Annotated in this window: 25 protein-coding genes and 1 other annotated feature; of the genes, 23 read left to right on the forward strand and 2 right to left on the reverse strand. The window is 34.3% G+C overall.

Annotation, left to right across the window (positions count from 1 at the left end):
- Positions 1–116: 116 nt before the first annotated feature.
- Positions 117–1,496 carry a MocR-like pyridoxine biosynthesis transcription factor PdxR gene (locus HMPREF2642_RS05570; protein WP_030059229.1) on the reverse strand — a complete coding sequence of 460 codons (1,380 nt, stop codon included), beginning with the start codon at positions 1,494–1,496 and terminating at the stop codon, positions 117–119.
- 95 nt (positions 1,497–1,591) lie between these two features.
- On the opposite strand from HMPREF2642_RS05570, the gene pdxS reads away from it, so the two are divergent.
- Together pdxS and pdxT are read left to right on the forward strand one after the other, a co-directional pair.
- Positions 1,592–2,479, forward strand: a complete 888-nt coding sequence (gene pdxS, locus HMPREF2642_RS05575) for a pyridoxal 5'-phosphate synthase lyase subunit PdxS (protein WP_002433503.1) — start codon at positions 1,592–1,594, stop codon at positions 2,477–2,479.
- 3 nt (positions 2,480–2,482) lie between these two features.
- Positions 2,483–3,043 carry a pyridoxal 5'-phosphate synthase glutaminase subunit PdxT gene (pdxT, locus tag HMPREF2642_RS05580; protein ID WP_030059231.1) on the forward strand — a complete coding sequence of 187 codons (561 nt, stop codon included), beginning with the start codon at positions 2,483–2,485 and terminating at the stop codon, positions 3,041–3,043.
- A gap of 133 nt (positions 3,044–3,176) precedes the next feature.
- Here pdxT and HMPREF2642_RS05585 read toward each other — a convergent pair whose 3' ends face one another.
- Entirely contained in the window at positions 3,177–4,388 is a 1,212-nt protein-coding gene (locus tag HMPREF2642_RS05585) for a NupC/NupG family nucleoside CNT transporter (protein ID WP_002452470.1), read from the reverse strand.
- 154 nt (positions 4,389–4,542) lie between these two features.
- On the opposite strand from HMPREF2642_RS05585, the gene HMPREF2642_RS05590 reads away from it, so the two are divergent.
- The 21 genes from HMPREF2642_RS05590 (at position 4,543) to HMPREF2642_RS05685 (ending at position 23,199) form a co-directional block, all read left to right on the forward strand.
- Positions 4,543–5,004, forward strand: a complete 462-nt coding sequence (locus HMPREF2642_RS05590; RefSeq protein ID WP_002433457.1) for a CtsR family transcriptional regulator — start codon at positions 4,543–4,545, stop codon at positions 5,002–5,004.
- 19 nt (positions 5,005–5,023) lie between these two features.
- The gene (locus HMPREF2642_RS05595) at positions 5,024–5,587 is read left to right on the forward strand and encodes a UvrB/UvrC motif-containing protein (protein ID WP_070597720.1); all 564 of its coding nucleotides are present in this window, start codon (positions 5,024–5,026) and stop codon (positions 5,585–5,587) included.
- Entirely contained in the window at positions 5,580–6,584 is a 1,005-nt protein-coding gene (locus HMPREF2642_RS05600) for a protein arginine kinase (protein WP_002433454.1), read from the forward strand. The genes HMPREF2642_RS05595 and HMPREF2642_RS05600 overlap by 8 nt, the downstream gene beginning before the upstream one ends.
- A gap of 14 nt (positions 6,585–6,598) precedes the next feature.
- On the forward strand, positions 6,599–9,052 hold the full coding sequence (locus HMPREF2642_RS05605; RefSeq protein ID WP_002433302.1) for an ATP-dependent Clp protease ATP-binding subunit: 2,454 nt from the start codon (positions 6,599–6,601) through the stop codon (positions 9,050–9,052).
- Between the two features lie 342 nt (positions 9,053–9,394).
- Entirely contained in the window at positions 9,395–10,762 is a 1,368-nt protein-coding gene (gene radA / locus HMPREF2642_RS05610) for a DNA repair protein RadA (RefSeq protein WP_002433170.1), read from the forward strand.
- Between the two features lie 157 nt (positions 10,763–10,919).
- Complete coding sequence (locus tag HMPREF2642_RS05615; RefSeq protein WP_161799216.1) at positions 10,920–11,984, forward strand: PIN/TRAM domain-containing protein; 1,065 nt, start codon at positions 10,920–10,922, stop codon at positions 11,982–11,984.
- A gap of 409 nt (positions 11,985–12,393) precedes the next feature.
- Positions 12,394–13,848, forward strand: a complete 1,455-nt coding sequence (gene gltX / locus HMPREF2642_RS05620; RefSeq protein ID WP_002433261.1) for a glutamate--tRNA ligase — start codon at positions 12,394–12,396, stop codon at positions 13,846–13,848.
- Between the two features lie 422 nt (positions 13,849–14,270).
- Entirely contained in the window at positions 14,271–14,900 is a 630-nt protein-coding gene (gene cysE, locus HMPREF2642_RS05625) for a serine O-acetyltransferase (protein WP_171002259.1), read from the forward strand.
- Positions 14,884–16,284, forward strand: a complete 1,401-nt coding sequence (cysS, locus tag HMPREF2642_RS05630) for a cysteine--tRNA ligase (RefSeq protein ID WP_002452474.1) — start codon at positions 14,884–14,886, stop codon at positions 16,282–16,284. Before cysE ends, cysS begins: the two co-directional genes overlap by 17 nt.
- A 3-nt stretch (positions 16,285–16,287) precedes the next feature.
- Positions 16,288–16,674 (forward strand): Mini-ribonuclease 3, encoded by a 387-nt coding sequence (locus HMPREF2642_RS05635; protein WP_002433421.1) that lies wholly within the window; start codon positions 16,288–16,290, stop codon positions 16,672–16,674.
- Between the two features lie 7 nt (positions 16,675–16,681).
- Positions 16,682–17,431 carry a 23S rRNA (guanosine(2251)-2'-O)-methyltransferase RlmB gene (gene rlmB / locus HMPREF2642_RS05640; RefSeq protein ID WP_002452475.1) on the forward strand — a complete coding sequence of 250 codons (750 nt, stop codon included), beginning with the start codon at positions 16,682–16,684 and terminating at the stop codon, positions 17,429–17,431.
- On the forward strand, positions 17,428–17,955 hold the full coding sequence (locus tag HMPREF2642_RS05645; protein WP_002433453.1) for an NYN domain-containing protein: 528 nt from the start codon (positions 17,428–17,430) through the stop codon (positions 17,953–17,955). Before rlmB ends, HMPREF2642_RS05645 begins: the two co-directional genes overlap by 4 nt.
- 74 nt (positions 17,956–18,029) lie before the next feature.
- Complete coding sequence (locus HMPREF2642_RS05650; RefSeq protein ID WP_023350793.1) at positions 18,030–18,602, forward strand: sigma-70 family RNA polymerase sigma factor; 573 nt, start codon at positions 18,030–18,032, stop codon at positions 18,600–18,602.
- Positions 18,603–18,719: 117 nt separating this feature from the next.
- Positions 18,720–18,863, forward strand: a complete 144-nt coding sequence (rpmG, locus tag HMPREF2642_RS11410; RefSeq protein WP_002452476.1) for a 50S ribosomal protein L33 — start codon at positions 18,720–18,722, stop codon at positions 18,861–18,863.
- A gap of 56 nt (positions 18,864–18,919) precedes the next feature.
- Positions 18,920–19,102 carry a preprotein translocase subunit SecE gene (secE, locus tag HMPREF2642_RS05655; RefSeq protein WP_002433350.1) on the forward strand — a complete coding sequence of 61 codons (183 nt, stop codon included), beginning with the start codon at positions 18,920–18,922 and terminating at the stop codon, positions 19,100–19,102.
- Between the two features lie 10 nt (positions 19,103–19,112).
- Positions 19,113–19,661: a transcription termination/antitermination protein NusG gene (nusG, locus tag HMPREF2642_RS05660; protein WP_002432993.1), complete on the forward strand. Its 549-nt coding sequence runs from the start codon at positions 19,113–19,115 to the stop codon at positions 19,659–19,661.
- A 194-nt stretch (positions 19,662–19,855) separates the two neighbouring features.
- Positions 19,856–20,278, forward strand: a complete 423-nt coding sequence (gene rplK, locus HMPREF2642_RS05665) for a 50S ribosomal protein L11 (protein ID WP_002433084.1) — start codon at positions 19,856–19,858, stop codon at positions 20,276–20,278.
- 221 nt (positions 20,279–20,499) lie between these two features.
- A complete protein-coding gene (rplA, locus tag HMPREF2642_RS05670; protein ID WP_002452478.1) occupies positions 20,500–21,195 on the forward strand; it encodes a 50S ribosomal protein L1 in 696 nt (231 codons plus the stop codon).
- Between the two features lie 94 nt (positions 21,196–21,289).
- Positions 21,290–21,436 (forward strand) — a sequence feature (ribosomal protein L10 leader region).
- 39 nt (positions 21,437–21,475) lie between these two features.
- Entirely contained in the window at positions 21,476–21,976 is a 501-nt protein-coding gene (rplJ, locus tag HMPREF2642_RS05675) for a 50S ribosomal protein L10 (protein WP_070597721.1), read from the forward strand.
- 39 nt (positions 21,977–22,015) lie between these two features.
- Positions 22,016–22,384, forward strand: coding sequence for a 50S ribosomal protein L7/L12 (gene rplL, locus HMPREF2642_RS05680; RefSeq protein WP_002433406.1), 369 nt, complete (start codon positions 22,016–22,018; stop codon positions 22,382–22,384).
- A gap of 206 nt (positions 22,385–22,590) precedes the next feature.
- Entirely contained in the window at positions 22,591–23,199 is a 609-nt protein-coding gene (locus HMPREF2642_RS05685) for a class I SAM-dependent methyltransferase (RefSeq protein ID WP_030059243.1), read from the forward strand.
- Positions 23,200–23,314 lie beyond the last annotated feature (115 nt).

The following is a 23,314-nucleotide window of genomic DNA, read 5'->3' on the forward strand; positions in this document are numbered from 1 at the left end:
AGGTCTCTTTTTTTATGCGAAAAAATAAAGATGAGAAATTAATAAGAGGAAGTTAATTAAAATACGATAGCCAATTAGCTATCGCATAAGTAACACTAACTTTTAAAAAAGAAGTGTTACTTTATAATTAACGAGTTGATGAGAGCTTTAACATAATCTGCAAGTTCACGTTGTTTAATTCCACCGAATCCTAAAATAAATTTAGGATACTCTAAGGGGATATCATCATAGTTATATATTTCGAGTTTTAATTTGTTATTCTTAGCCTTGTCTAAGCATTGCTGTGTAGTGAGACCATTCAGAACTGTTAAATTAAAATGCATCCCAGTAAGTGCTCCTTCAATTTGCAATTGGTCTTTATATTTTTCGAGATGGTGCAATATATAATTTAATTTGTCTCTATAAATTTTCCTCATTTTATTTAAATGTCTTTCAAAGCTACCACTTGCCATAAATTGTGCAACCATATGTTGAATGTGCACAGGTACAGTATTACCTTCTTTTAATTTTCTTTGTTTATATTTTGATAATATTTCTTTTGGTAAAACAATATATGCAATTCTACAGCTAGGATAGAGTGATTTTGAAAATGTACTTATATAAACAACTTTTCCTTTAGTATCTAAACTTTGTAGAGCTGGTATAGGTTTACCAAAGTACCTGAACTCTGAATCATAATCATCTTCAATAATGTAACGTTGTTCATCTTGTTGTGCCCATTGAATAAGTTGAGTTCTCTTTTTTAAATTGGTGACATGACCAGTAGGAAATTGATGTGAAGGTGTAATATATAAAATATTATATTTTGATTCTAAGATAGGGCGAACTTGTATGCCATTTTTTTCAACAGGAACTTGTAAATAGTTCATATTCTTTTTGTCTAAGACATGTTTGATCGGAGGATAACTCGGTTTCTCGATGATAAACTTTTCTTGATTAAGTAAATTAGTAATCATATCGAGGAGTTGGCTAGTAGAAGAACCAATGACTATTTGATTAGGGTGACATGTTACGCCTCTACTATTAAATAAATAATGTGCAATTTGTTGACGTAATACGAACTCTCCTTGAATTTCGCCTCTTTGTAATAGTGATAAGTGATCTTCTTCAAAGACGTCTTTTGCGTATTTTCTAAATATATGCATAGGAAAATTTTCAGAGTCGATTTCAGCTAAGTTGAAGGCGAATTTGAATTGCGAGTTTTCATTACTTTCATTATGCATCTCTAAATGATCATTATTAGGATAAGTTTCTCTATTGATAACTGGCAATGATTCAATATCTGATACATAGTATCCAGATCTCGGCTTAGAGTATATAAATCCTTCATCTAATAACAGTTGATAAGCGTGTTCAATAGTTGTATGACTCATTGACAAATGTTCGCTTAATTGTCTTTTCGAAGGAAACTTATCATTGGAATGGTATTGACCTTCGATAATTTGATTTTTTAACTTTTCATAAAGAGATAAGTAAAGTGGTTGTGATGATTTCATAAATCTGACCCCTATTATTATGGATAAATTGAACCTTTTTAAATATCAGTTTATCTCTTAAAATGAATTTAATCAATAAGTAAAGGGGTAATAACATGTCAAAAATCGTAGGCTCAGAAAGAGTAAAAAGAGGAATGGCTGAAATGCAAAAAGGTGGCGTTATTATGGACGTCGTAAATGCAGAACAAGCTAAAATTGCTGAAGAAGCTGGTGCTGTTGCAGTAATGGCTTTAGAACGCGTTCCATCAGACATCCGAGCAGCAGGTGGCGTGGCACGTATGGCTAATCCTAAAATTGTAGAGGAAGTAATGAATGCTGTGTCTATACCTGTTATGGCTAAAGCCCGTATAGGACATATTACTGAAGCTAGAGTATTAGAATCAATGGGTGTTGATTATATCGATGAATCTGAAGTATTGACTCCAGCTGATGAAGAGTATCACTTAAGAAAAGATCAATTTACAGTGCCTTTCGTTTGTGGTTGCCGTAATTTAGGTGAAGCTGCACGACGTATTGGAGAAGGTGCTGCAATGTTACGTACGAAAGGTGAACCTGGAACAGGCAATATCGTAGAAGCTGTACGTCACATGAGACGCGTTAATGCTGAAGTTAGTCGTCTAACAGTAATGAATGATGATGAAATTATGACTTTCGCTAAAGATTTGGGAGCACCTTTTGAAGTATTAAAACAAATTAAAGATAATGGACGTTTACCAGTAGTAAACTTTGCAGCAGGTGGCGTAGCAACACCTCAAGATGCTGCTTTAATGATGGAATTAGGTGCTGATGGTGTATTTGTTGGTTCTGGTATTTTTAAATCAGAAGATCCTGAAAAATTTGCTAAAGCAATTGTCCAAGCAACGACTCATTATCAAGATTATGAATTAATTGGAAAATTGGCTAGTGAACTTGGTACAGCGATGAAAGGTTTAGATATCAACCAAATTTCTTTAGAAGAACGTATGCAAGAGCGTGGATGGTAATTTATGAAAATAGGTGTATTAGCATTACAAGGTGCAGTTCGTGAACACATTCGTCACATAGAGTTAAGTGGTCATGAAGGTGTCGCAGTAAAAAGAGTTGAACAACTTGAAGATATTGCTGGTTTGATTTTGCCAGGTGGTGAATCTACAACACTAAGAAGACTAATGGACTTATATGGCTTTAAGGAAGCGTTAAAGCAATCTGATTTACCAATGTTTGGCACATGTGCGGGATTGATCGTACTTGCAAAAGATGTTGAAGGTGAATCTGGCTATTTAAAAAAGTTGGATATTACAGTCGAACGTAATTCATTTGGTCGTCAAGTTGATAGTTTTGAATCGGAACTTAATATAAAAGGTGTTGCTAAAGATATTGAAGGTGTATTCATACGCGCACCACATATTGCTCAAGTTGAGAAAGGTGTAGACATTCTTAGCCGAGTAGGAGATAAGATTGTTGCGGTTAAACAAGGTAAATATCTTGGTGTCTCTTTCCATCCTGAATTCACCGACGATTATCGTGTAACTGAATACTTCATTAACCATATGATAAAGAATAATTAATTAATCTTTTGATAAACGGTCATCTTAAAGGTGGCCGTTTTTAATTTTTCGGAAAATGAATTTCAAAAGCAAATGTAAGCTCATAAAATAAAAAAACGCAAGAGCAACTTTCCTAAGTTACTCTCGCGTTTGATTAAATAAAGAATCCTGCAATTGCTGCAGAAATAAATGATACTAATGTTGCACCGAACAATAGTTTTAATCCAAATCGTGCTACAATATCACCTTTTTTATCATTTAGTGATTTAATCGCACCGGAAATAATACCTATTGAACTGAAATTAGCAAATGATACTAAGAATACTGAAGTGACACCTTTAGCATGCTCAGATAAACCATGTGTTTTACCGAGTGCTTGCATAGCAACGAATTCATTTGATAATAATTTTGTCGCCATAATTGAACCTGACTGCACAGCATCATGCCAAGGAACACCAGTTAGGAATGCGAATGGTGCAAAGACAAAACCGATTAACGTTTGGAAATTCCAATCCAATGTTCCACCTGATAATAGACTAAAGATTCCACTTACTACACCATTAAGTAAAGCAATAAGAGCAATATAACCAATTAACATTGCACCGACAATCACTGCTACTTTGAAACCATCTAAAATATATTCACCAAGCATTTCGAAGAATGATTGATTTTTAGTTTCACTTTCATCGACTAATAATTTATCATCTTCTTCATTCACTTTATACGGATTGATAATAGACGCGATGATGAAACCACCAAATAAGTTAAGTACCACAGCTGTTACAACATATTTAGGTTCTATTAATGTGAAGTAGGCTCCAATAATTGAAGCAGATACTGTCGACATTGCAGATGCAGTTAATGTATACAAACGTTGTTTAGGTATGTATGGCAATTGTTGTTTTAATGAGATAAATACCTCTGATTGTCCTAAAATTGCTGCTGCTACAGCATTGTAAGATTCTAAACGTCCCATGCCATTAATTTTAGAAATTAAAAAACCTAAAATGTTAATTATAAGCGGTAAAATTCTTGTATATTGTAAAATACCGATAAGCGCTGAGATAAACACGATAGGTAACAATACATTAAAGAAGAATGGAGGGTTTTTTGGATCTAATTTAAAACCACCGAATACGAAATTGACACCCTCAGCAGCTTGCTTTAATAAATAACTGAAACCATACGAAATACCACCAATAACTGTGATACCTATATTTGTTTTTAATAAAATAAATGCAAATATCAATTGAATTACTAAGAGTAATCCGACATATTTCCAACGGATATTTTTTCTATCTGAACTAAATAAAAATGCGAGTGCTAAAAAGAATATAATTCCTATAATCCCAATCAAAATATGCATGTTTTTCATTCCTTTAAATTTTTCTATTCTCTATCATACAATAAAATGAACGCGCTAACATCATAAAATTTAAATTTTAAAAATCAAATTGGTTGAAAAAGGTCAAAGGTGGTCATATAATAAAGTCAAAGAAGGTCAAAAAGAGGTGATATCCATGCATAACATGTCTGACATCATAGAACAATACATTAAACATTTATTCGAGGAAACAAATGAAGATGTGGTCGAAATACAACGCGCTAATATTGCACAACGCTTCGATTGTGTTCCTTCTCAATTAAATTATGTTATTAAAACACGCTTCACAAATGAACATGGTTATGAAATAGAAAGTAAACGGGGTGGCGGAGGCTACATCCGAATCACTAAAATTGAAAATAAAGATGCATCAGGTTATATTAATCACTTACTTCAATTGATAGGGCCTTCTATTTCTCAACAACAAGCGTATTATGTTATAGATGGTTTACTAGATAAAGGTCTAATTAACCAAAGAGAAGCTAAAATGATCCAAGCAGTTATAGATAGAGAGACATTAAAAATGGATGTGGTCGCAAGAGATATTATACGCGCTAATATTTTAAAACGATTACTTCCAGTTATAAACTATTATTAATGAAGTGAGGTGTCTGAACGTGCTTTGTGAAAACTGTCATTTAAATGAAGCAGAAGTAAAATTAACAGTTAAAAGTAAAGACGGTAGTCACGAAAAATGGGTATGCTCAATATGTGCTCAAGGTGATAATCCATGGCACCAATCTCATGAGGATACTTCTTACCATGTGCATCAGGATGATATAGAGGAAGCTTTTGTAGTTAAACAGATTTTACAACATCTTGCTACGAAACATGGTATTAATTTTCAAGAAATGGCGTTCAAAGAGGAAAAGCAATGCCCAACATGTCAAATGACTTTAAAAGATATTGCGCACGTTGGTAAATTCGGTTGCGCGAATTGTTACGCAACTTTTAAAGAAGACATTATCGATATTGTTAGACGTGTACAGGGAGGCCAATTTGAACATGTAGGTAAAACGCCTCAATCTTCATATAAGAAACTTGCAATTAAAAAGCAAATCGAAGAAAAAACAAAATATCTAAACAAATTAATTGAAGAACAAAATTTCGAGGAAGCGGCTGTTGTACGTGATGAAATTAAAGCATTAAAAGATGAGAGTGAGGTGTCTCGTAATGAGTGACATTCATACTAATATAAGTGAATGGATGAAGATGACAGAAGAGGCACCTGTAGTTATTTCTTCTCGTATTAGATTAGCAAGAAATCTAGAAAATCACGTCCATCCTTTGATGTTTCCTTCTGAACAAGAGGGTTTTCGAGTTATCAACGAAGTTCAAGATGCGCTTCCAAACTTAAAGTTACAACGTTTAGACACTATGGATCAACAAAGTAAAATGAAATTAGTTGCGAAACATCTTGTCAGTCCAGAACTTATCAAACAGCCAGCATCCGCGGTGCTGTTAAATGAAGATGAATCTTTAAGTGTAATGATTAACGAAGAAGATCATATTCGAATTCAAGCGTTAGGAACAGATTTATCGTTGCGTGAATTATATCAAAGGGCTTCAAATATTGATGATGAGTTGGATAGTGATTTAGATATAAGTTATGACGAACACTTAGGTTATTTAACAACATGTCCAACTAATATAGGCACTGGAATGCGCGCAAGTGTCATGCTACATTTACCAGGACTTTCTATTATGAAGAGAATGAATCGTATCGCTCAAACAATTAATCGTTTTGGATTTACGATTCGAGGTATTTATGGAGAAGGTTCACAAGTATATGGACATATTTATCAAGTTTCAAACCAACTTACTTTAGGGAAAACTGAATCCGACATCATTGATAACTTAACTGAAGTAGTTAATCAAATTATCAATGAGGAAAAACAAATCAGAGAAAGACTTGATAAACATAATCCTGTAGAGACACTTGATAGAGTTTATCGCTCACTAGGGATTTTACAAAATAGTAGAATCATATCAATGGAAGAAGCATCATTTCGCTTGAGTGAAGTTAAGCTTGGCATTGATTTAAACTATATTTCGCTTGAAGATTTTAAATTTAATGAATTAATGGTAGCTATTCAATCGCCATTTTTAATAGATGAAGATGATGATAAAACAGTAAATGAAAAAAGAGCTGATTTATTAAGGAAACATATAAAATAGGAGGTATTTTATATATGCTATTTGGTAGATTAACAGAACGTGCACAACGCGTACTAGCGCACGCACAAGAAGAAGCAATTCGCTTGAACCATTCAAATATTGGAACGGAACATCTTTTATTAGGTTTAATGAAAGAACCTGAAGGTATCGCTGCCAAAGTGTTAGAAAGCTTTAATATCACTGAAGATAAAGTTATTGAAGAAGTTGAAAAGTTAATTGGCCATGGTCAAGAACAAATGGGCACTTTACATTACACACCTAGAGCTAAAAAAGTTATTGAGCTTTCAATGGATGAAGCGAGAAAACTACATCATAACTTTGTGGGAACAGAACATATTCTTCTAGGCTTAATCCGTGAAAATGAAGGTGTCGCAGCACGTGTCTTTGCCAATTTAGATTTAAATATTACAAAAGCACGCGCGCAAGTAGTAAAAGCTTTAGGTAGTCCAGAAATGAGTAATAAAAATGCTCAAGCAAATAAATCAAATAACACTCCAACATTAGATAGTTTAGCTAGAGACTTAACAGTTATTGCTAAAGATGGCACTTTAGATCCTGTAGTTGGAAGAGATAAAGAAATTACTCGTGTGATTGAAGTGCTCAGCCGTCGTACTAAAAATAACCCAGTACTTATCGGTGAACCTGGTGTGGGTAAAACTGCTATAGCTGAAGGTTTAGCACAAGCAATCGTTAATAATGAAGTCCCAGAAACTCTAAAAGATAAACGAGTGATGTCACTCGATATGGGAACTGTCGTTGCTGGTACAAAATACCGCGGTGAATTTGAAGAACGCTTGAAAAAAGTAATGGAAGAAATTCATCAAGCAGGTAACGTCATTTTATTTATAGATGAGTTACACACATTAGTTGGTGCTGGAGGTGCGGAAGGTGCAATTGACGCTTCTAATATTCTTAAACCAGCATTAGCTAGAGGAGAGTTACAATGTATTGGTGCTACAACATTAGATGAATATCGTAAAAATATTGAGAAAGACGCTGCGTTAGAACGTCGTTTCCAACCTGTTCAAGTTGATGAACCAACAGTTGAAGATACGATTGAAATCTTAAAAGGATTACGTGATCGTTATGAAGCTCATCATAGAATTAATATATCTGATGAGGCTTTAGAAGCTGCGGCAAAATTAAGTAATCGTTATGTATCAGATCGTTTCTTACCAGACAAAGCGATTGACCTTATTGATGAAGCAAGTTCTAAGGTTAGATTGAAAAGTCATACAACTCCTAACAATCTAAAAGAGATTGAACAAGAAATTGAAAATGTAAAAAATGAAAAAGATGCTGCCGTTCATGCACAAGAATTTGAAAATGCAGCAAACTTAAGAGACAAACAATCTAAGCTTGAAAAACAATATGAAGAAGCTAAAAACGAATGGAAAAACTCTCAAGGTGGTGTAAGTACAGCTTTATCTGAAGAAGATATTGCTGAAGTTATCGCAGGATGGACAGGTATTCCATTAACTAAAATTAATGAAACTGAATCAGATCGCTTACTCAACCTTGAAGATACACTTCATAACCGAGTTATCGGTCAAAATGACGCTGTTAATTCAATTAGTAAAGCTGTAAGACGTGCTCGCGCTGGATTAAAAGATCCTAAACGTCCAATCGGTAGCTTTATCTTCTTAGGTCCTACAGGTGTAGGTAAAACAGAATTAGCTCGTGCATTAGCTGAATCTATGTTTGGTGAAGATGATGCTATGATTCGTGTTGATATGAGTGAATTTATGGAGAAACATGCTGTGAGTCGTTTAGTTGGAGCACCTCCAGGCTACGTAGGTCATGATGATGGTGGTCAATTAACTGAAAAAGTTAGACGCAAACCTTACTCAGTTATTTTATTTGATGAAATTGAAAAAGCCCATCCTGACGTATTTAATATCTTGCTACAAGTATTAGACGATGGTCATCTAACTGATACTAAAGGTCGTACTGTAGATTTCCGTAACACAGTCATTATTATGACATCAAATGTTGGTGCGCAAGAATTACAAGACCAACGATTTGCAGGATTTGGCGGTGCTTCAGAGGGTAATGACTACGAAACAATTCGCAAAACAATGATGAAAGAACTCAAAAATTCATTCCGTCCTGAATTCTTAAACCGTGTGGATGATATCATCGTATTCCATAAACTATCTAAAGAAGAATTGAAAGAAATTGTTACTATGATGGTTAAGAAACTTACTGATCGATTATCTGAACAAAACATCAATATTTCTGTAACTGATAAAGCTAAAGAAAAAATCGCAGAAGAAGGTTACGATCCAGAATACGGTGCTAGACCATTAATTAGAGCCATCCAAAAAACTGTAGAAGATAATCTTAGTGAATTAATTTTAGATGGTAATCAAATTGAAGGTAAAGAAGTCACAATCGATCATGATGGCGATGAATTCAAATATGATATCCATGAAAAGTCAGATGATAAAGAAACCACTGAAGCTTAATTGATTATTACTAATATATTGAATAACTAAAGTAATGTTTGCTATTTGCATCATTAATAAATGACATCTCTCGCTGTTTGAGGGATGTCATTTTTTTACATATTTTTCAATTTGTTTAAAACTGATGATGGGATATTCATTTTCCGGAAAATAAAAAACAATACACTAGCGATTATACAAAATTGCAGAAATTAAAATAGACAAAAATAAAATTATTTATAAAAAATCATAGTTTAATAACCACATAAAAATAGACTATATCATAATCATTTACATTTAATTTGTCATAATCAAAATGTCAGTTTAAAATAGATTTGTTCATAATAATTTGGAGGTGCAGAAGTGGCCAAGAAAAAAGTAATATTTGAGTGTATGGCATGTGGCTATCAATCTCCTAAATGGATGGGGAAATGTCCAAACTGTGGTGCATGGAACCAGATGGAAGAAATTGTAGAGAAAGCTGCAAACCCTAAACATGGAGTGAAATCTAAAGAAGCAGCTGGAAAAGTTCAAAAATTGGATAATGTTAAACATGAATCTACCCCTAGAATTCTAACGGATTCTAAAGAATTTAACAGAGTCCTTGGTGGAGGGATTGTCAGTGGATCACTCGTACTTATAGGTGGCGATCCTGGTATTGGGAAGTCTACGTTGCTTCTTCAAATATGTGCGGCATTATCTCAAAATAAGAATGTCTTATATATTACAGGTGAGGAATCTATCAATCAGACTAAACTACGTGCCGATCGCTTAGAAGAAGATTCTAGTCAACTCAATGTATTAGCAGAGACTGATTTAGAAGTCATTCATCAAACAGTTAAGGATGAACGCCCAGATTTACTTGTAGTAGATTCAATTCAAACTATTTATCATCCTGAAATCAGTTCTGCACCGGGTTCTGTATCTCAAGTAAGAGAAAGTACCCAAAGTCTAATGAATATCGCAAAGCAAATGGATATCGCAACGTTCATCGTCGGTCATGTTACGAAAGAAGGACAAATTGCCGGTCCAAGATTACTTGAACATATGGTGGATACCGTGCTTTACTTTGAAGGTGATGAACATCATGCTTATCGAATTTTACGTGCGGTTAAAAACCGTTTTGGCTCCACGAATGAGATGGGTATTTTCGAAATGAAGCAAAGTGGTTTGAAAGGTGTCTTAAATCCGTCTGAAATGTTCTTAGAAGAACGTTCTACAAACGTGCCAGGTTCAACAATTGTACCGACTATGGAAGGTACAAGACCATTATTAATAGAGGTCCAAGCGTTAGTCACACCGACCACTTTCAACAATCCAAGACGTATGGCTACGGGCATAGATCATAATCGATTAAGTTTGCTTATGGCAGTTTTAGAGAAGAAGGAGAATTATTTACTTCAACAACAAGATGCTTATATCAAAGTTGCTGGTGGTGTGAAATTAACAGAACCAGCCGTTGACTTAAGTATTATTGTTGCGACAGCTTCAAGCTTTAAGGATAAAGCGGTAGACGGTTTAGATTGCTTTGTTGGAGAGGTTGGTCTAACAGGTGAAGTTCGACGTGTGTCACGCATTGAACAACGCGTGCAAGAGGCGGCTAAACTTGGATTCAAACGAGCGATTATACCTCAGACTAATATTGGTGGGTGGACTTTCCCGGAAGGTATTCAAGTCATAGGAGTGTCTTCTGTGCATGAGGCTTTAAAATATGCGCTTCATTCTTCATAATCCTCCCTCATAGTAGTTAGTGAGTTTTAAGATTTAAACGCATATAGTTTTTTAATTTAGTTTTCACAAATTTCATTATAATTATGTTAAATAAGTGATTTACATACAATGAATAGACAGCCATGAGAGGAGGATAAGATTGAATATCATTAGATTAATGGTGGTAATTATTTATATCATTATCGGTGCTGCACTAGGGATTATCATCATCCCAGAAGTAGTATCTGATTTAGGGATTAACACTTACCCAATTATCACTAATCATTACATAGATGGATTAATAGGGATCATATTGTTCTTCATTATATTTGGATTTTTCTTAAAAAAGGTCACATACGCTTTTAAAGAACTAGAACAAATTATAATGCGCCGCAGTGCGGTTGAAATCTTGTTCGCAACAATTGGTTTGATTATTGGATTATTTATTTCTGTGATGGTTTCTTTCATCTTAGAACTAATAGGAAATTCAATGCTCAATCATTTTATCCCAATTATAATAACAATTATTTTATGTTATCTTGGATTCCAATTTGGTTTAAAGAAACGTGATGAGATGTTAATGTTTTTGCCTGAAAATATGGCACGCTCAATGTCCTACAACACACGTAAAGCAATCCCTAAAATCATCGATACAAGCGCAATTATTGATGGGCGTATATTAGATATTATTCGTTGTGGATTTATTGATGGAGATATTCTTATCCCTCAAGGTGTTATAAATGAATTACAAGTCGTAGCTGATGCGAATGATAGTGTAAAAAGAGAAAAGGGTCAGCGTGGATTAGACATTCTTAATCAACTTTATGATTTAGACTATCCTACTCGAGTCATAAATCCAACGAAATCTCATAATGATATTGATACTTTATTAATCAAATTAGCACAACATTACCACGCTCACGTTATTACAACGGATTTTAATTTAAATAAAGTGTGTCATGTCCAAGGCATTATGGCACTTAATGTTAATGATTTATCTGAAGCTATTAAGCCTAACGTACATCAAGGTGACCACCTCAATATCCTTTTAACTAAAATGGGGAAAGAGCCTGGTCAAGGCGTTGGGTATTTAGATGATGGCACAATGGTCGTTGTTGATAACGCTAAGAAATTAGTGGGCCAACATGTTAACTTAGAAGTCATCAGTTTACTACAAACTTCATCTGGTAGAATCGTTTTTGCGAAACATGTCGATGACAATAGTTCTGATTTTGAAAATTAATTCTAAAAAGAGGTTTCATGTGAAACTACATATTTTATAATTAAGTATGTATTTTACATGAAACCTTTTCTCATATAAAAAACTATTAACTATGAAAGACTGTTAAAACAATAGACTTATCAAAGGCGTGTTTAAGTGCTACAATATTATTGAATGTTATGTAAGAATGAATAATCAATGTTTCACGAAAGTTATTCACAAAGTAATGGTTAAACACATCATAAACTTTTGAATAACTTTTTTTAAAATTGAATTAAACTACTGAAAACATGAAAGCTTACATGCTTAATGGTTTGAAACATGACTTGAAAATATTAAATGCGATTGCTTCATAAAATGAGTTATCATAGGTCATTTATTTTCAATCAGTTCATCAACCACATAAATAATAATCGTAGGAGTGAATATAATGAGTGAACGCATCAGAGTAAGATATGCGCCAAGTCCAACAGGCTACTTGCATATTGGTAATGCTAGAACAGCATTATTTAACTATTTATTTGCGAAACATTATGATGGAGATTTTGTAGTTCGTATAGAAGATACGGACAGTAAACGTAATTTAGAAGATGGTGAATCTTCACAATTTGATAACTTAAAATGGTTAGGTTTAGACTGGGATGAATCTATCGATAAAGATAAAGGTTTTGGTCCATATCGTCAGTCTGAACGTGCTGATATTTATAATCCACTTATTCAACAATTACTTGATGAAGATAGAGCATACAAGTGTTACATGACTGAGGAAGAATTAGAAGAAGAACGTGAAGCGCAAATTGCTCGTGGAGAAATGCCTCGTTATGGCGGACAACACGCACATTTATCAGAAGAACAACGCAAACAGTTCGAAGCTGAAGGACGTAAACCATCTATTCGCTTCCGCGTGCCTAAAGATAAAACTTATAGTTTCAAAGATATGGTAAAAGGTGAAATTTCTTTTGATTCAAATAATATGGGTGATTGGGTCATTGTTAAGAAAGATGGCGTTCCAACGTATAACTTTGCAGTTGCTGTAGACGATCATTATATGAAAATTTCAGATGTTATTCGTGGTGATGACCATGTTTCTAACACACCTAAACAATTGATGATATATGAAGCGTTCGGTTGGGAACCACCACGCTTTGGTCATATGTCATTAATCGTTAATGAAGAACGTAAAAAGTTAAGTAAACGTGACGGTCAAATTTTACAATTTATTGAGCAATACCGTGATTTAGGTTACTTACCAGAAGCACTATTTAACTTTATTACTTTATTAGGTTGGTCACCTGAAGGTGAAGAAGAAATCTTTTCTAAAGAAGAATTTATTAAAATCTTCGATGAAAAACGTTTATCTAAATCACCAGCTATGTTCGACAGACAAAAGTTAGCTTGGGTAAATAACCAATATATGAAAACGAAAGACACTGATACAGTATTTGAATTAGCATTACCGCATTTAATCAAAGCAAATCTTATCCCAGAAAATCCTTCTGAAGAAGATAAAGAATGGGGTAGAAAACTTGTTGCTTTATATCAAAAAGAAATGAGTTACGCAGGTGAAATTGTTCCATTATCAGAAATGTTCTTCCACGAAATGCCAGAACTTGGTGAAGAGGAGCAAGAAGTTATAAATGGTGAACAAGTTCCTGAGTTAATGAATCATTTATACGGTAAATTAGAAGCTTTAGAACCATTTGAAGCAGCAGAAATTAAGAAAACAATTAAAGAAGTTCAAAAAGAGACAGGTATTAAAGGTAAACAATTGTTCATGCCAATTCGTGTAGCCGTTACAGGTCAAATGCATGGACCAGAATTACCAAATACGATTGAAGTTTTAGGTAAAGAAAAAGTATTATCACGATTACAAAAGTATGTATAGTAAATTAATAACGAAGTTTAGCTTTATCTAGTGCAGTATGATTAAAAAACGTGTGTTTCGACTTGAAATTTCACAATTAACGACCTATTATTATAACTATAAAAATGAATCAAAGGATTAGTAATTAATTATTACATGACTCAGAGAGTGTGCGGTCGCTGTGAGCACATCATTAATATTAATGAATGCACCTTTGTTGAACTAAGATGAATAATACAAATGAGAGTAACGCTAACATTTTAAAGTTTCGTTACTAAATGAAGAGTGGAACCGTGCTAAGAGCGCCTCTAACATCAGTTGTTAGAGGTGCTTTTTTAATAACATTAATTTTAAAATTGTGCATGACGGTCGAAAAATTATTTCATGTAAAGAACAGATATCTTAATGATTGAACCAAGGGGGAGAAGATCTTGTTAAGAAGAATGAGAGACGATATAAAAATGGTGTTTGAACAGGATCCAGCAGCACGCTCAACTTTAGAAGTAGTTACTACCTATGCAGGATTACATGCGGTATGGAGTCATTTGATAGCCCATAAATTATATAATAAGAAACGTTATACAGCAGCGAGAGTCATCTCACAAGTGTCACGCTTTTTTACGGGTATAGAAATTCATCCCGGAGCAAAAATTGGTAAACGATTATTTATTGATCACGGTATGGGTGTTGTAATTGGTGAGACATGTACAATTGGGGATAACGTCACGATTTACCAAGGTGTTACTTTAGGTGGTACAGGTAAAGAAAAAGGTAAGCGTCACCCGGACATTGGAGATAATGTTTTAATTGCAGCTGGTTCTAAGGTGTTGGGGAATATTCAAATTGAATCAAATGTAAATATTGGTGCGAATTCAGTTGTACTACAATCTGTACCAAGCTATACCACTGTTGTAGGTATACCGGGTCATATCGTTAAACAAGAAGGTAAGCGTATCGGTAAAACATTTGACCATCGCAACTTACCTGATCCACTTTTCGAACAAATCAAACATTTAGAACGACAACTTGAAAAAGCTAAGAATGGAGAGATTCAAGATGATTACATTATATAATACGTTAACACGTCGGAAAGAAACATTTGAGCCGATTGAACCAGGCAAGGTGAAAATGTATGTTTGTGGTCCGACAGTTTACAATTATATACACATCGGAAATGCAAGACCTGCTATTAACTATGATGTTGTTAGAAGATATTTTGAATACAAAGGTTATGAAGTGATTTACGTTTCCAATTTCACTGATGTGGATGATAAATTAATTAATCGCTCTAAAGAACTAAATGAAAGTGTTCCTGAAATTGCAGAAAAGTACATCAAAGCATTCTATGAAGACGTAGGTGCATTGAACGTTAAGAAAGCAACATCCAATCCGCGTGTGATGAACCATATGCAAGAAATTATAGATTTCATTAAAGAATTAGTAGATGAAGGGTATGCTTATGAGAGTGATGGAGATGTGTACTTTAGAACGCGTCAATTTGATGGATATGGTAAATTAAGTCATCAATCTCTAGATGACCTCAAAGTAGGCGCGCGTATTGAAGCGGGAGAACAAAAAGAAGATGCGCTCGATTTTACTTTATGGAAAAAAGCGAAACCTGGCGAAATCAGTTGGGATAGTCCATTTGGTAAAGGTCGTCCAGGCTGGCATATCGAATGCTCAGTTATGGCTTATCATGAATTAGGAGCGACAATCGATATTCATGCAGGAGGGTCAGATTTACAATTCCCTCACCATGAAAATGAAATTGCCCAGTCAGAAGCACACAATCATGCACCATTTGCGAATTACTGGATGCACAATGGATTCATAAATATAGATAACGAAAAAATGAGTAAATCATTAGGTAACTTCATTTTAGTACACGACATTATTAAAGAAATAGATCCAGATGTACTACGTTTCTTTATGATTAGTGTCCATTACCGTAGCCCGATTAATTATAATTTAGAACTAGTAGGAGCTGCGAGAAGCGGTTTAGAACGTATACGCAATAGTTATAAATTGATTGAAGAACGTGAAGCCATTGCTACAGATTTAGAAGAACATTCTGAATACATTGATCAAATAGAAACGATTCTCCGACAATTTGAAGCGGTTATGGATGATGACTTTAATACAGCTAATGCTGTCACTGCTTGGTATGATTTAGCCAAACTTGCGAATAAATATGTTCTAGAGAACACAACGTCTACGAAGGTACTTCATAGATTTAAAGAAGTATATCAAATCTTCAGTGATGTTCTTGGCGTCCCACTTAAAGGTGAAAATGAAAACGAGTTACTAGATGAGGATATTGAAAAGCTTATAGAAGAACGTAATGAAGCTCGTAAAAATAAAGATTTCGCACGTGCTGATGAAATTCGAGACATGTTGAAAGAACGTAACATTATTTTAGAAGATACGCCACAAGGTGTCAGATTTAAGCGTGGCTAAATAATGAATGTTAAATTATTAAATCCATTGACGCTTGCTTATATGGGCGATGCCGTATTAGATCAACATGTACGAGAATATATTGTTCTTAAATTACAAAGTAAACCGAATCGTCTACACCAGGTATCAAAACAATATGTTTCTGCTAAAAGCCAAGCTCAGACATTAGAGTATTTAATATCTAATGATTGGTTTACTGAAGAAGAGTTAAATGTTTTGAGAAGGGGACGTAATGCTAAAAGCTATACCAAAGCTAAAAATACTGATGTTCAAACATATCGAAAAAGTTCAGCCTTGGAAGCAGTTATAGGTTTTTTATATTTAGATCATCAACATGCGCGTTTAGAAGAATTACTTCAAACTATTGTTGAAATAGTAAATGAAAGGTAGTGAGAACGTGGAAGATACTGTCATAGTAGGAAGACATGCAGTTAAAGAAGCGATTGTTTCGGGGCATGCTATAAATAAGATTTTGATTCAAGATGGTATAAAAAAACAACAGATTAATGAAATTTTAAAAAATGCAAAAGCTCAAAAATTGATAGTTCAAACCGTGCCAAAATCTAAATTAGATTTTTTATCAAATGCACCTCATCAAGGGGTTGCTGCATTAGTCGCTCCATATGAATATGAAGATTTTGATGAATTTTTACAAAGCCAGAAGAATAAAGATGGCTTTTCTACAATATTAATTTTAGATGGTCTAGAAGATCCGCATAATCTTGGTTCTATATTAAGGACTGCTGATGCAACTGGAGTAGACGGAGTCATTATTCCTAAAAGACGTTCAGTAGCGCTCACGCAGACTGTTGCAAAAGCTTCAACTGGAGCTATTCAACATGTTCCAGTTATACGCGTTACGAACCTTTCTAAGACAATCGATGAATTAAAAGAAAATGGTTTTTGGGTCGCAGGTACCGAAGCAAGTAATGCTACGGATTATCGTGACTTACAGGCGGATATGTCTTTAGCTATCGTGATAGGAAGCGAAGGACAAGGAATGAGTCGCTTAGTGAGCGATAAATGTGATTTTTACATTAAAATACCTATGGTTGGACATGTTAATAGTCTCAATGCTTCTGTAGCAGCAAGCTTGATGATGTATGAAGTATTTCGTAAAAGAGATGAGACTGGAGAGATGTCATGAAGGAAAGATATCTAATTATCGATGGCTATAATATGATAGGTCAATCTTCAGCATTAAGTGCGATTGCTAAAGAGAGTTTAGAAGAAGCAAGAGAGCAACTTTTGGATGCCATAGCAAACTATAATGCACTTATTGCTGATGAAATTGTGTGTGTATTTGATGCATATGAACAATCCGGAATTGAAAGAGAATACGTATACCATGGCGTTAGAACGGTGTTTACTAAAGAGAAAGAAACAGCAGATAGTTTTATCGAACGTTATGTATATGAGTTATATGATAAACATACAACGCATATCACCGTTGTTACGAGTGATATGAGTGAGCAACATGCCATTTTTGGATCTGGGGCATACCGCATATCTTCGAGGGAAATGTGGCGCGATTTAAAAGAAAATGAAATCACAGTGAGCAAATCAATTGATGATTTTAGTGAAAAGAAACCCAGAACTCGAATTCAGTTATCAAATGAGATACTAGAAGAATTTGAAAAAATCAGACGTGGAAACCATCGAAATGATTAATACAGTGGTATTGATAAATTTAATCTAAGTCATATAAACTAACCTAACAATAAAGGAAGGTTAGGTATACGTGATTGAATCAAAGACATCAAGATGAATTAACACAGTATCATTTCAACATCGAAACTGAAGATATCGAGCGTATATTTGAGACGCTACTTAGAGAGTTGAGACCACTCATTTTTAGAAAAATTGGATACATAACATCGAATCAATTTGATATTGAGGATATGTATCAAGAGATTATCATAAAAATGTATCGAGCACTTCAACATTATGACTTTAGTAGAGCAATTCCATTTAAAAGATATTTGTACTTTCTCATTCGCTCTGTTAAGTATGACTACTTAAGAAAGAGTAGAGCTGAACGTCATCGACATGTGATGCTTATCAACGAGTACGTTGTAGATTATCATTGTGCATTAGCACTTGATGAAGTTGAAAGGTCATTTTTAAGAGAAGAATTATCAAAGGAAATTATGAGCCAAGCATTTACATTAAGCGGATTGGAAAGAGACGTCTTAAAACTAATTATTAAAGAATATAAACCGAGAGAAATTGCACAAGCATTAGAAATTAAAGATAAAGACGTTTACAATGCCATACAACGTTGTAAAATGAAAATGAAACGACAATTAAGGAAATGAAATTGTCTGTATTATTCCCTAGTAATTAGGTGATTATAGCAAAGAATGTATGTTTGACATTTATTACGACATTTATGTATAGTATATTGGTATTATAATGAGTAAAGGTGAATAATCGTGAAGAAAGTACCTTTAAATTGTGAGGTTTGTGGCAATAGAAATTACAACGTCCCTAAAAAGGAAGGTTCGGCAACGAGATTAACACTGAAAAAGTATTGTCCGAAGTGTAATTCGCATACAGTTCATAAAGAATCGAAATAGATTATTAAGCTGAATGAGACTTTAAAGTTGAGGCTTAAAATGTGGAGGTCTAACTAATGGCTAAAAAAGAGAACTTCTTTAAAGGCGTTAAATCAGAAATGGAAAAGACAAGTTGGCCGACAAAAGAAGAACTATTCAAATACACTGTAATCGTTGTATCTACAGTTATATTCTTCTTAGTCTTTTTCTATGCCTTAGACGTAGGTATTAATGCATTGAAACAATTATTATTAGGTTAGGAGTGGAGACATGTCTGAAGAAGTTGGCGCAAAGCGTTGGTATGCTGTGCATACCTATTCTGGATATGAAAACAAAGTTAAAAAGAATTTAGAAAAAAGAGTAGAATCTATGAATATGACAGAGCAAATTTTTAGAGTTGTCATACCAGAAGAGGAAGAAACACAAGTTAAAGATGGTAAAGCTAAGAAACTTGTTAAAAAAACATTCCCAGGTTACGTGCTAGTTGAGCTTGTAATGACGGATCAGTCATGGTATGTCGTTCGTAACACACCAGGTGTTACAGGATTCGTAGGTTCTGCAGGTGCGGGTTCTAAACCTAATCCTCTACTTCCTGAAGAAGTGCGCTTCATTCTTAAGCAAATGGGTCTTAAAGAGAAAACTATTGATGTTGAACTTGATGTTGGTGAACAAGTTCGTATCAAATCAGGACCTTTTGCTAACCAAGTAGGCGAAGTTCAAGAAATCGAAGCGGATAAATTTAAATTAACTGTACTTGTAGATATGTTTGGTCGAGAAACACCGGTCGAAGTTGAATTCGATCAAATTGAGAAACTTTAATTTAAACGTCTATCAAAAATTTATTATAAAACTTCAACTAAAAGATGAAATTTTACTATTGATTTTTTAATAGAGCGAGTGTTAAAATAATGTGGTCGCGCTTTTAGAGCGTTCATTTCGTCACGAAATGTTTAAGAGTGGGAGGGCAAAACTGAGCCCTGTGACCACATCACGATATCAAGGAGGTGCACATCGTGGCTAAAAAAGTAGAAAAAGTAGTTAAATTACAAATTCCTGCAGGTAAAGCGAATCCAGCACCACCAGTTGGTCCAGCATTAGGTCAAGCAGGTGTGAACATCATGGGATTCTGTAAAGAGTTCAACGCACGTACGCAAGAACAAGCAGGTTTAATCATTCCGGTAGAAATCAGTGTATATGAAGATCGTTCATTTACATTCATTACTAAAACTCCACCGGCTCCAGTACTACTTAAAAAAGCAGCTGGCGTTGAAAAAGGTTCAGGTGAACCTAATAAAACAAAAGTTGCATCAGTAACTAAAGATCAAGTACGCGAAATTGCTCAAACTAAAATGCAAGACTTAAACGCTGCAGACGAAGAAGCAGCTATGCGTATTATCGAAGGTACTGCACGTAGCATGGGTATCACTGTAGAATAATTAAGCGTATTAACGAATTTAATTTTAAAAATGAACTTAATTTAGACGATAAAAGCAGGTAACAGAGAAGGTAAACAATTGATATTGTCTATGAGTAAGAGGACGGGACATAAATTATATTTCTGGACCACTCTCTTTCCACTGTTATCTGCTCTTAACTTGCGATAGGCAAGTAAATGTGGGAGGAAATTCCGCTAAAACCACTAAAGGAGGAACAATAAATGGCTAAAAAAGGTAAAAAGTATCAAGAAGCAGCTAGCAAAGTTGATCGTACTCAACACTATAGTGTTGAAGAAGCAATTAAATTAGCTAAAGAAACTAGCATTGCTAACTTTGACGCGTCTGTTGAAGTAGCTTTCCGTTTAGGAATTGATACACGTAAAAATGACCAACAAATCCGTGGTGCAGTTGTTTTACCTAACGGTACTGGTAAATCTCAACGTGTATTAGTTTTCGCTAAAGGCGATAAAATCACTGAAGCTGAAGAAGCAGGTGCAGATTATGTAGGAGAATCAGACTACGTACAAAAAATCCAACAAGGTTGGTTTGATTTCGACGTAGTTGTTGCTACTCCTGACATGATGGGCGAAGTTGGTAAATTAGGTCGTGTATTAGGACCTAAAGGTTTAATGCCTAACCCTAAAACAGGTACAGTAACAATGGATGTTAAAAAAGCTGTAGAAGAAATCAAAGCTGGTAAAGTTGAATACCGTGCTGAAAAAGCAGGTATCGTACATGCTTCAATCGGTAAAGTTTCATTCGACGATGAAAAATTAGTTGAAAACTTTAAAGCTTTACAAGACGTTTTAGCAAAAGCTAAACCATCTTCTGCTAAAGGTACTTACTTCAAATCTGTTGCTGTAACTACAACAATGGGCCCTGGAGTTAAAGTTGATACTTCATCTTTCAAACTATAAATTTTAAATAATGCAACATGATTACAGACTGAAGGAAGCAATCTTTCAGTCTGTAAATTTTTTGTTGACTTATTACAACAAAGCAGTTATATTATTAATTGTGATTATTTTACCTAAGACAGTAGGAGTTATTTATAACTTAAAACTCATCCTACCGAGGCTAAAATTGACTTGAACGTGATGATTAATGATCTTTCAAGCACTTTTTGCCGTGGGTAGAAAGTGCTTTTTTTATTGCTATTAAAAAAAGCACCGAAAAAATTTAAATGGAGGTGTCTGAATGTCTGCTATCATTGAAGCAAAAAAACAACAAGTAGATACTATTGCTGAACAACTTAAAAATTCAGTATCAACAGTTATCGTTGACTACCGTGGTTTAACAGTAGCAGAAGTTACTGAATTACGTTCACAATTACGTGAAGCAGGTGTTGAGTACAAAGTTTACAAAAACACTATGGTTCGTCGTGCAGCTGAACAAGCAGGTATCGAAGGCTTAGATGAATTCTTAACAGGTCCTATAGCTATCGCAACTTCAACTGAAGATGTTGTAGCTCCAGCGAAAGTTATCGCAGGATTTGCTAAAGAACACGAAGCTTTAGAAGTTAAAACAGGCGTTATGGAAGGTAGCGTAATCTCAGCTGAAGAAGTTAAAACTGTTGGTTCATTACCTTCACACGATGGTCTTGTATCAATGCTTTTATCAGTATTACAAGCTCCAGTACGCAACTTCGCTTATGCAGTTAAAGCCGTTGGTGAACAAAAAGAAGAAAGCGCTGAATAATCGCGCATAAAAAATTAAATTAAATGGAGGAATTTTAAAATGGCTAATCAAGAACAAATCATTGAAGCAATTAAAGAAATGTCAGTATTAGAATTAAACGATTTAGTAAAAGCAATTGAAGAAGAATTTGGTGTAACTGCAGCAGCTCCAGTAGCAGCAGCAGGTGCAGCTGGTGGCGGCGACGCAGCAGCTGAAAAAACTGAATTTGATGTTGAATTAACTTCAGCTGGATCTTCAAAAATCAAAGTTGTTAAAGCAGTTAAAGAAGCAACTGGCTTAGGATTAAAAGATGCTAAAGAATTAGTAGACGGAGCTCCTAAAGTAATTAAAGAAGCTATGCCTAAAGAAGATGCAGAAAAACTTAAAGAACAATTAGAAGAAGTTGGAGCTACTGTAGAATTAAAATAGTTTCTACTCTCTAATTAAATAGTTAGGTTGAAGAGATTTGTTCGACCAACTTTATAAGTTTTGTCGAGTCAAATACAACCTGAATTCTTTGAGAAATTAAAACCCCGTTATTGCGATAACGGGGTTTTTAATTACCTTGTAATTATATTTAGTATTATAGATTAACTAGCTTAAGCATACGAATAAATTTTAATTGAGGTGTGGACATGAGTCACTACTATGATGAAAATCCTGAAGTGAAAAGCAATCAAAAGAAAATAAGTTATCATTTTGATAAGGTGCATTTAGAGTTCACGACTGACACAGGTGTGTTCTCAAAAGATAGAGTAGATTATGGTTCGGATTTGTTAATTAAAACATTTTTAAAGGAACATCCGCCTGGACCTAGTAAATATATTGCCGATGTTGGTTGCGGATATGGGCCTATCGGATTAACTATTGCTAAAGTTTCACCACATCATCAATTATATATGTTAGATGTAAATAATAGAGCATTGGCTCTTACTGGAATGAATAAAACTAAAAATCAAATTGAAAATGCTGAAATAATAGAAAGTGACTGCTTGTCAGGTGTAAGTGATCAACAATTTGATTACATTCTGACAAATCCACCTATTAGAGCTGGTAAAGATGTAGTGCATAGAATTTTTGAAGAGGCTTATGGCAAATTAAAAGATCAAGGTGCACTCTATGTTGTGATACAAAAGAAACAAGGTATGCCATCTGCAAAGAAGAAAATGCAAGAATGCTTTAACCATGTAGAAGTCGTTAATAAGAGTAAAGGATATTATATTTTGAAAAGTTTAAAAGGTTGATTTCAAAATCGTATTCTGATATAGTTATAAAATGTAAAAATTTATGTTCAATAAGTGTGTACTTTTACGTAAAAGGATAAATAAATTAAGTATAAATATAAATCGAAAATGGTGT

Source organism: Staphylococcus sp. HMSC055A09 (genome assembly GCF_001809655.1).
GTDB classification, from domain to species: domain Bacteria; phylum Bacillota; class Bacilli; order Staphylococcales; family Staphylococcaceae; genus Staphylococcus; species Staphylococcus capitis.

Coding starts and splice junctions, on each gene's coding strand:
- pdxS (WP_002433503.1), top strand. CDS start 1,592: ATGTCAAAAATCGTAGGCTCAGAAAGAGTAAAAAGAGGAATGGCTGAA.
- cysS (WP_002452474.1), top strand. CDS start 14,884: ATGATTACATTATATAATACGTTAACACGTCGGAAAGAAACATTTGAG.
- HMPREF2642_RS05585 (WP_002452470.1), bottom strand. CDS start 4,388: ATGCATATTTTGATTGGGATTATAGGAATTATATTCTTTTTAGCACTC.
- HMPREF2642_RS05570 (WP_030059229.1), bottom strand. CDS start 1,496: ATGAAATCATCACAACCACTTTACTTATCTCTTTATGAAAAGTTAAAA.
- pdxT (WP_030059231.1), top strand. CDS start 2,483: ATGAAAATAGGTGTATTAGCATTACAAGGTGCAGTTCGTGAACACATT.
- HMPREF2642_RS05600 (WP_002433454.1), top strand. CDS start 5,580: ATGAGTGACATTCATACTAATATAAGTGAATGGATGAAGATGACAGAA.
- HMPREF2642_RS05645 (WP_002433453.1), top strand. CDS start 17,428: ATGAAGGAAAGATATCTAATTATCGATGGCTATAATATGATAGGTCAA.
- HMPREF2642_RS05685 (WP_030059243.1), top strand. CDS start 22,591: ATGAGTCACTACTATGATGAAAATCCTGAAGTGAAAAGCAATCAAAAG.
- HMPREF2642_RS05635 (WP_002433421.1), top strand. CDS start 16,288: ATGAATGTTAAATTATTAAATCCATTGACGCTTGCTTATATGGGCGAT.
- HMPREF2642_RS05615 (WP_161799216.1), top strand. CDS start 10,920: ATGGTGGTAATTATTTATATCATTATCGGTGCTGCACTAGGGATTATC.
- nusG (WP_002432993.1), top strand. CDS start 19,113: ATGTCTGAAGAAGTTGGCGCAAAGCGTTGGTATGCTGTGCATACCTAT.
- rplL (WP_002433406.1), top strand. CDS start 22,016: ATGGCTAATCAAGAACAAATCATTGAAGCAATTAAAGAAATGTCAGTA.
- HMPREF2642_RS05605 (WP_002433302.1), top strand. CDS start 6,599: ATGCTATTTGGTAGATTAACAGAACGTGCACAACGCGTACTAGCGCAC.
- rplA (WP_002452478.1), top strand. CDS start 20,500: ATGGCTAAAAAAGGTAAAAAGTATCAAGAAGCAGCTAGCAAAGTTGAT.
- cysE (WP_171002259.1), top strand. CDS start 14,271: ATGAGAGACGATATAAAAATGGTGTTTGAACAGGATCCAGCAGCACGC.
- rplJ (WP_070597721.1), top strand. CDS start 21,476: ATGTCTGCTATCATTGAAGCAAAAAAACAACAAGTAGATACTATTGCT.
- gltX (WP_002433261.1), top strand. CDS start 12,394: ATGAGTGAACGCATCAGAGTAAGATATGCGCCAAGTCCAACAGGCTAC.
- secE (WP_002433350.1), top strand. CDS start 18,920: ATGGCTAAAAAAGAGAACTTCTTTAAAGGCGTTAAATCAGAAATGGAA.
- HMPREF2642_RS05590 (WP_002433457.1), top strand. CDS start 4,543: ATGCATAACATGTCTGACATCATAGAACAATACATTAAACATTTATTC.